Source organism: Actinophytocola sp. (genome assembly GCF_036555685.1).
Classification (GTDB): domain Bacteria; phylum Actinomycetota; class Actinomycetes; order Mycobacteriales; family Pseudonocardiaceae; genus Actinophytocola.
This window is the reverse complement of sequence record NZ_DATBKY010000217.1, coordinates 1-8,047: the sequence shown is the minus strand read 5'-3', so window position 1 is coordinate 8,047 and position 8,047 is coordinate 1. Positions and strand designations below refer to the sequence as shown.

Sequence of the window (8,047 nt, the reverse complement as noted above, 5' to 3'; positions counted from 1 at the left end):
GACGGTGCTGACCACCAGACAGGTGGGGCGCATTCGCGGACGAAGGTGCGCGGCAGCATACGGCCTCGGCAGACACTTTCCAACTGCTTTTGCGCTGCAAGACGCCGCCGCATCACCTTCGGACCTGACAGATTCGTCTGCGCTCGAAACCATCCTTTTCGTCAGATCGTGGGCTGGCAGGCATCTTTCGAGCTGCGAAGGCGCCTGATTGTCGTGCCAGCGGGCAATCTGCGTACCAGGCCTGGGGCCACTGGCGCCCGATCTGATTTGGCAGAATCGGTGCAAAGGGAACCATTTGGTCAGCGGGGCTTTGCGGCACGGGCTCCGATACGCTGGTCGAGATGCAGGAGGAGTTCTCACGGCACAGCTGGGCGACCTCGTCGGGGTCAGACGTGCCCCGGTTTCGCCTGCTCGGGCCGATGGAGGTCGATCTCGACGGTATGCCCGCGCAGTTGGGCAGGCGCCGCGAGCGAAGCCTACTCGCCATTTTGCTGCTGGAACTCGACAAGGTCGTATCGGTGGAACGGCTGACCGAGTTGCTGTGGGACGGACGTCCACCGGCGTCGCCGCGGAAGGCATTGCACAGCCACGTGTCTCGGCTGCGGTCCGTGGTCGACCCTGCCCGGGACGGCACGTACGGAGTCCGCCTGCACGGCGGGAGTGCCGGCTACTTCGCCGAGGCGAACCCCCGGCAGGTCGACGTGCATCGGTTCGTCGAACTGTTCAGCCACGCGCGCGTCGTGCGGGAGCCGGAGGCCAAAGTGGCCGGCCTGCGTGAGGCGCTCGCGCTGTGGCGGGGACCCGCTCTCGCCGGCACCGCGTCGGACCTGCTGCACAGACGGTTGTTCGCCGATCTCGACGAGCAGCGGCTGGAGGCGATCCGGCTCGTGATCGACGGCGAGCTGGAGTGCGGCCGGCACCGCGAGGTGATCGGCGAGCTGACCACGCTGACCAGCGAGCACCCCGAGCGCGAGGAACTCTGGGCGCAGCTGGCGCTGGCGCTCTACCGCTGCGACCGGCAGACCGAGGCGCTGGCGGCGCTGTCCCGGGCACGCGAGCACCTGGTCGTCGAGCTCGGCATCGACCCAGGACAGCGGTTGCGAGACCTACACGCCCGGATCCTGCACGCCGATCCCACGCTGCGGCCGGCCGAGCGGCCGGCAGGCACTGGACTGTCACACAGCCTGCCGATGGACATCGCGGACTTCACCGGCCGGAAGGAGGAACTCGCGCGGTTGGACGCGATCACGCGGCACGCGAGCGCCGGTGAGGTCGTCGTCTGCACGATCGAGGGGATGGCCGGAGTCGGCAAGACCAGGCTCGTGATCCGCGCGGCGCACCACCTTCGCCGCGCCGGCCGGTTCGACGAGATCCAGCTGTGGGCCGACCTGAGCGGCTTCCATCCCGAGCAGGTGCCGCTCGAGCCGGCGGACGTGTTGTCGAACTTCCTGCGGCTGCTGGGAGTTCCGCTGCACGAGATCCCGCCCGACGTCGACACCCGGGCCGCCCTGTACCGGCAACGGCTCAGCGGCAGGCGTGCACTGGTGGTCCTGGACAACGCGGCCGACGAGGAGCAGGTACGCCCGCTTCTGCCCGGCGATCCCGGCTGCTTGGTGCTGGTCACGAGCCGGCGCAACCTGACGGCGCTCGACGGCGCGCACGCGATCTCGTTGGACGTCTTCGAACCGGCCGACGCGCTGGCGTTGCTCGAGCGTCATGCCGGGACGCAGCGGCTGCACGCGGAACCGGCGGCGGCACGCCGGGTCGCGGAGTTGTGCGGGAACCTGCCGATCGCGGTCGCGTTGATCGCCCGCTACCTGCGGTCGCGGCCAGGGCGAGGGTTCGGCGATCTCGTCGCCCGGTTGAACACGGGTGAGTCTCCGCTCTCGGCGACGCCGATCGCGAGCGCGGTGCGGGCTGCGTTCGCGTTGTCCTACGCCGCGCTTCCCGCCGCGGCGCAGCGCGTGTTTCGCCTGCTGGCGCACCATCCCGGTGCGGATTTCGCCGTCGCGTCGGTCACCGTGTTCGCCGGTGTGGAACGTTCGGCCGCCGAGTCCATTCTGGACAGGCTGGTGGACGAGCACCTCGTCCTCGAGACCGCGGACGGCAGGCTCGGCATGCACGACCTCGTCCGGCAGTACGCGGCCGATCGCAGCGCGGAGCTGGACTCGCCCGCGGACCGGCACGCCGCCCTGGTCCGGCTCACCGGTCACTGCGTGGACCTCGCCACGATGGCGACGGTCGCGGTGCATCCCACCGAGGTCCGGCGCATCGTCGCCCCGCAGGAGCAGCACGACCGCGGTTGGGACACGCCGGCGGCCGCCATCGCGTGGGTGGAACGCGAATACTCGACGCTCCTGGCGACCGCCTACCGCGCCGCCGAAGACGAAGGGGAGCTGCCACAGCTGGCCCTGCGCCTGCTCGGCGCGCTGTACCGTCCGCTCGCGAACCGGGGGCACTCGAGCGATCGCATCGCGTTGAACCGGCTGGCCATACGTACGGCGCAGCGGATCGGCGACCGCCGTGCCGAGGCGCAGGCGTGGGAGGACCTGGGCACGTTGACCGCGCAGATCGAGCTGTCGGCCGAGGCGGCGGCGTGCGTCGAGCGGGCGCTGGAGATCTGGACGGAGCTGGAGGACCAGGTGGGCAGGCAGGCATGCCTGGCCGCAGTCGGCAACATCCACCGCCAGCGGGGACGCCATGCCGAGGCGCTGGACTACCTCGAACGCAGCGTGACGTTGGGCGACCAGACCGGCCGTATCGCCGGCACGGCCTCCGCGCTGAACTACCTCGGCCTCACCCACCAGGCGATCGGGCGGTTCGACCGGGCCGCGAGCTGTCTGCAGCGCAGCGCGAAGCTCTACCGTGACGCAGGCAACCGGCTGGGGGAGGCCATCGCGCTCGCCAACCTGGGCTGGGCACACCAGCGGGCGGCCGATCCGGCCGCCGCCATCCCGTTCCACGAACGCAGCCGGGCGATGTTCCACGACCTCGGCGACACGTACAACGAGGCCGAGCAGGAGTGGGGTCTCGGCACCGCATATCACCTCCTCAACCGTCTTGACCAGGCGGGGAAGCAGTGGAGATCCGCGATCGGGAAACTGCGTGACATCCACGTTGTCGACGACGAGACCGCGGCCCGCATGCTCGCCCAGGAGGTTCCGGACATGCCCGACGTGATTCGCCTCAACACCTGAGCCGCCGGACGTCGAGTCCCTGCGCATCGATGGCAAGGGTTTTGGCAAGCCCGTCATGGCAGGTTGGCCTCGCCACAGCGATCGAGGGGGCAGTTGCCTGCCGCGGGCCGGGAGTCCGGTCCGGACGGTGCTGTCGGCGATCCGAAAAGCCGAGGATGTCGGGGGATTCGTGCGTTTCGTGTCCGGTATGGGCCGGGTCGAGCGGGAGTGGGACCTGGCCATCCGCAGGCCAGAAGCGTGTGTCGCCGATCTGGCGGCCGCGCTCGGCGTCGCGGGACACCCACTGACCGTGGACGGTCGGCCCACGGCGGGGGACACCGCGCTCACCGAGGCCGGTCTGGTGAACGGCTCCCGCGTGGCGGTCGGTGGCCGCGTCGCCGCCAGGGACCACGGCCCCCGGCCGGTGCTGCGGGTGGTCGGTGGGCTTTCCGCGGGGGCCTCGGTGCCGTTGCGCGGCGGGACGTCGGTGGTCGGCCGGGACAGCGAGGCGGATATCACCGTGCGGTCGGCCGATGTGTCCCGTGCGCACTGTTCGATCGAGGTGATGCCCGACGGTGGTGTGGTGGTGCGGGACATGGGTTCGCGCAACGGCACCGACGTCAACGGTGTCCGGTTGACCGGGCCGGCGCGGGTGGGGCCGGATGACCTGGTCTCGCTGGGTGGCCCGGTTTTGCTGCGCGTCGTGCCGGTCGAGCGGCGGACCGAGGTCGTGCCGGTGAACCCGGTACGTGAGGCCAGGCCCGGCGGGCTCATCCCGTTCAACCGCAGCCCGCGGGTGGCGCGGCCCGCTGGTCCGCCGCCGGTGATGTTGCCGGCGCGGCCGTCGAAAGCCGGCAAGGCGCCGTTCAGTGTCGCGGCGATGCTGGGCCCCATCGTGATGGCGGCCGGCATCGTCGCGATCACCGGGAGCTGGCAGTTCGCCGCGATCGCGGGTTTGTCACCGCTCATGTTCCTCGGCAACTTCGTCGAGGAACGAACTCGGGGCAGGCGCAGCCTGCGCCGGGCGATGCGGGAGTACGCCGGGCAGGTGGCGGCCGCGGACGCCGAGTTGTCGGCGCGACACGCCTCGGAGGTGGCGACCCGCCGGGCGGACAGCCCCGACCTGGCGGAGGTGTCGTTCCGGGCGGCCGCGCCGGCGCGGCGGCTGTGGGAACGGCGCCTGCAGATGCCGGACTTCGGCCAGGTGTCGGTCGGATACGCCGACCAGTCGTGGCAGCCGCCGGTGCAGATGGCTCCGAGCGCACCGGGTGCCGGACAGGACGCCAAGTCCGATGTCGTGGCGAAGTTCGCGACGTTGCCGCAGGTGCCGGTGCTGGTGGACCTGTCGGCGGGTGGGGTGGCGGGCATCGAGGGGGACCGGCCGGCGGCGCTGGCGGCCGCGCGAGCGATGCTGTGCCAGGCGGTCGTGGCCAGCGGGCCGGCAGACCTGACGGTGGCCGTGTTCACCGACCCTGGCCGGCTGGCGGACTGGGACTGGACCAAGTGGTTGCCGCACGGCGCGGACCCGACGTCGGGTTCGGCGCGGCTGGTGGCGGTCGGGCACGAGCAGTCCGAGCAGCTGGCCAGGGCGTTGCTGGCGGCCGCCGCCGCGCAGACCGAACCCGGCCAGGTCGACCGGCCGGTGACGCTGGTCGTGGTCGACGGCGCGACGTTGCTGGAGGGGCGGCCGTGCCTGTTGCGCGACCTGCTGGCCAGTGCGGCGTCGGCGTGTGGCGGCATCGTGCTCACCAACCGGCTGCCGGCTCTGTGCACCTCGGTGTTGTCGGTGACGAACACGGGTCTCGGGCGGCTGCGCCGGGTGGCATCCGGGGAGGACATCGACGACATCCTCGTGAACGGGATCGACGAGTACGACGCGCGCCTGCTCGCCCGGTCACTGGCCCGGTTCGAGGATCCGGAGCTGCGCATGAGAGGCGCGGGGTTGCCGGACCGGATCAACCTGTTGCCGCTTCTGGACCTGCCGGACGTGTCCGGCGACGCGGTGCTGAGCCGTTGGGCGGACCGGGCGGTGGAGTACCGGGTCGGCGCCGTGCTGGGAGTGACCGAGCGGGACCTGTTCACCGTGGACCTGGACGACGACGGTCCGCACGGGCTGATCGCCGGGACCACCGGGTCCGGCAAGAGCGAGCTGCTTCGCACGCTGGTCACGAGCATGGCCGTCGGTACCAGCCCGGAACAGTTGACCTTCGCGCTGGTGGACTACAAGGGTGGCGGTGCGCTGGACGAGTGCGCCCGGCTGCCGCACGTCGTCGGGCTGGTCACCGACCTCGACGAGCAGCTCGGCGAGCGGGCGCTGCGGTGTCTGGAGGCGGAGCTGCGGCACCGTGAGCACGCGCTGCGGGCCGTCGGGCTCGGTCACGTCCGTGACTACCAGCGGCTGCGGGACACCGAGCGGCCCGACCTCGAGCCGATGCCACGGCTGGTCGTGCTGATCGATGAGTTCGCCACTCTGGTCAAGGCGTTGCCCGACTTCGTCGACTCGCTGGTGAGCATCGCCCAGCGCGGCCGCAGCCTCGGCATGCACCTGATCATGGCCACCCAGCGGCCCGCCGGGTCGGTCAACGACGCGATCAAGAACAACGTCAAGCTGCGGATCGCGCTTCGCCTCGAGTCCTCATCGGACTCGATCGACGTGGTCGACGATCCCGCCTCGGCCGGCATCGGCTCGCGCCAGTGGGGCCGAGCCTACTACCGGCTGTCCGCCCGCGAGGTGCTGCCGGTGCAGACGGCGCTGTCGACCGGCGTCACGCCGGCCACCGCGGTGACCAGCCCGGTCAGCGTAAGGCCGTTCGCGCTTGGGTTTCCTGACCCCGACGAGCGGGGCACGGCCGACCCGGGTGCCACCGATCTCGCCCGGCTGGTCGCGGCAGTCGGCGAGGCGAACGACATGGCCGGCTACGCCCGGCCGCGACGTCCGTGGCCGCAGCCGCTGCCGCCGCTGATCGGACTCGCGGACCTGCCGCCGCAGGCCGTGCGCGGCCTAGGCGGCGAGACCGCCGACGAGACGGCCCTTCCGGCGGTCGCACTGGCCGACGACCCGGACCGGCAGACCCAGTACCCGGTCGGCTGGTCTCCGGGAGCGGGGAACCTGCTCGTCTACGGGGCGGTCGGCGCGGGCACGTCAACCACGCTCATCTCGCTCGCGCTGGCGATGACCGCCTCCTGGGCGCCCGGGCGGCTGCACCTGTACGTGCTGGATCTCGGCGCGGGGGACCTCGCCCCGCTCGGAGCGTTGCCGCACGCCGGCGCCTACATCGGTGCTGCCGAACGGGAACGGCAGATCCGGCTGATCCGCACGCTTCGCCGGGACCTGGAGGCTCGCAAGTCTCTGGGCGCCCAGCGCACCCGAACGCTGGTCGTGATCGACAATCTCGGCGCGCTGCTCGCCGACTTCGACTCCGACGCCGCCGGGATGTCCATCCTGGACGACCTGGCTCGCGTCTACGCCGACGGGCCCGCAGTGGGCATCCACGTCGCGGCCACCGCCGACCGGGCGGGCGCGGTCCCACCATCGTGGAGTGCGCTGACCCAGCAGAAGCTGCTCATGCGGCTCGCCGACCACAACGAGTACGGCACGTTCGACGTGCACCGCAAAGCCGTCCCCGGCTACGTGCCCGGACGGGCACTGATCGCGGGTAACCAGCAGGTCGTGCAGGTCGCCCACCCCGGCACGGACCTCGGCGCCGCTGTCCGGCGCGTCGCGGCCAGGTGGCCTGCCGCCACCCGCATCGCGCCGCCGGTCGGTCTGCTCCCGCAGCGGGTCACCTTCGCCGAACTGGGTGCCGAGGCGAGCGTTACCGAGGAACCGTGGGAGATCCCGGTCGGCGTCGGCGACGCCGCGCTCGCCCCGGCCGCGCTGTGCCTTTTCGAACACGAGCACGCGCTGATCACCGGCCCGCCGCGGTCGGGACGCAGCCTCGCGCTGTGCACCATCGCGCACTCGGTGCTTGCCACGCCGGGGGCGCCGGCCGTCGTCGCGTTCGCGCCGCGGCGCTCACCGGTGCGGGACCTGCCGGCTCCCGTGACGGTCGTCACCGGCTACGACGACCTCGACGCCGCACTGTCCGCTGTGGGCACCGGCCCGCTGCTGGTACTCGTCGACGACGCCGAGACCATCGAGGACGGTCTCGGCGTGCTGGACCGCTGGCTCGCCGGTGCCGGGACCGCCCGACACCTCGTCGCGGCCGGCCGTGCGGACGGGTTGCGGCGGATGTACGGCAACTGGACCCAGAAGGTCCGCGACGGCCGCAACGGCGTCCTGCTGGTTCCGGACCACGACCTCGACGGCGACCTGCTCGGCGTCACCCTGCCGCGCACGGACCGCATGGCTCCAGTGCCCGGCCGTGGTTACCACGTCGCGAACGGATCCGTCGACGGGATCCAGCTCGCACTTCCGGTGCCCGCAGCCCGAAAGATGACTTCCACAGGAGGGAACGGCTGATGTCGGACGACGCCGACTTCGACTTCACCGCCGCGGATCGACTCAGCCAGCAGCTGTCGCAGCTGGCCGCCAAGCTCGACTGGCTGGTATGGCTGCGCGGCAGTCAGCGCAGCGGGAAGCTCGGCTCACCGGGCAGCGACAACTGGACGGGCAGCAAACGCCACCAGTTCGAAGGCGAGTTCCGCCGGGAGCAGAACGCGCTCACGAGCCTTGCGGATCGCGCGAGAACGGCCCGCGGCAACGTGGCTGACCAGATCAGCGCGGCGCATGCGGCACAACGGAAATCGGACTAGGACAGCGGTGACATGAGCGACGCGTCTGCGATCCCCGACCACCTCTACCAGTACTCCGACGCCTGTACCCACGGCGCGCAGGAGTTGCAGAACTGGGTGCGGTCCGTGCTTACCCC

At 71.5% G+C, this 8,047-nt stretch carries 3 protein-coding genes; all 3 read left to right on the top strand.

Features of this window, described 5'->3' with window-relative positions:
• Window positions 1–341: 341 nt before the first annotated feature.
• The 3 genes from VH969_RS20475 to VH969_RS20465 all read left to right on the top strand — a co-directional run bounded on the left by VH969_RS20475 (window position 342) and on the right by VH969_RS20465 (window position 7,931).
• Window positions 342–3,197 carry an AfsR/SARP family transcriptional regulator gene (locus VH969_RS20475; protein WP_331976589.1) on the top strand — a complete coding sequence of 952 codons (2,856 nt, stop codon included), beginning with the start codon at window positions 342–344 and terminating at the stop codon, window positions 3,195–3,197.
• A gap of 169 nt (window positions 3,198–3,366) precedes the next feature.
• Window positions 3,367–7,638 (top strand): type VII secretion EssC family protein, encoded by a 4,272-nt coding sequence (locus VH969_RS20470; RefSeq protein WP_331976587.1) that lies wholly within the window; start codon window positions 3,367–3,369, stop codon window positions 7,636–7,638.
• Window positions 7,638–7,931, top strand: coding sequence for a hypothetical protein (locus VH969_RS20465; RefSeq protein ID WP_331976585.1), 294 nt, complete (start codon window positions 7,638–7,640; stop codon window positions 7,929–7,931). Before VH969_RS20470 ends, VH969_RS20465 begins: the two co-directional genes overlap by 1 nt.
• The last annotated feature ends 116 nt before the right edge of the window (window positions 7,932–8,047 follow it).

Bases quoted from the DNA above. Each gene is read 5' to 3' on its own strand.
- VH969_RS20465 (WP_331976585.1), top strand. From the start codon at position 7,638: ATGTCGGACGACGCCGACTTCGACTTCACCGCCGCGGATCGACTCAGC.
- VH969_RS20475 (WP_331976589.1), top strand. From the start codon at position 342: ATGCAGGAGGAGTTCTCACGGCACAGCTGGGCGACCTCGTCGGGGTCA.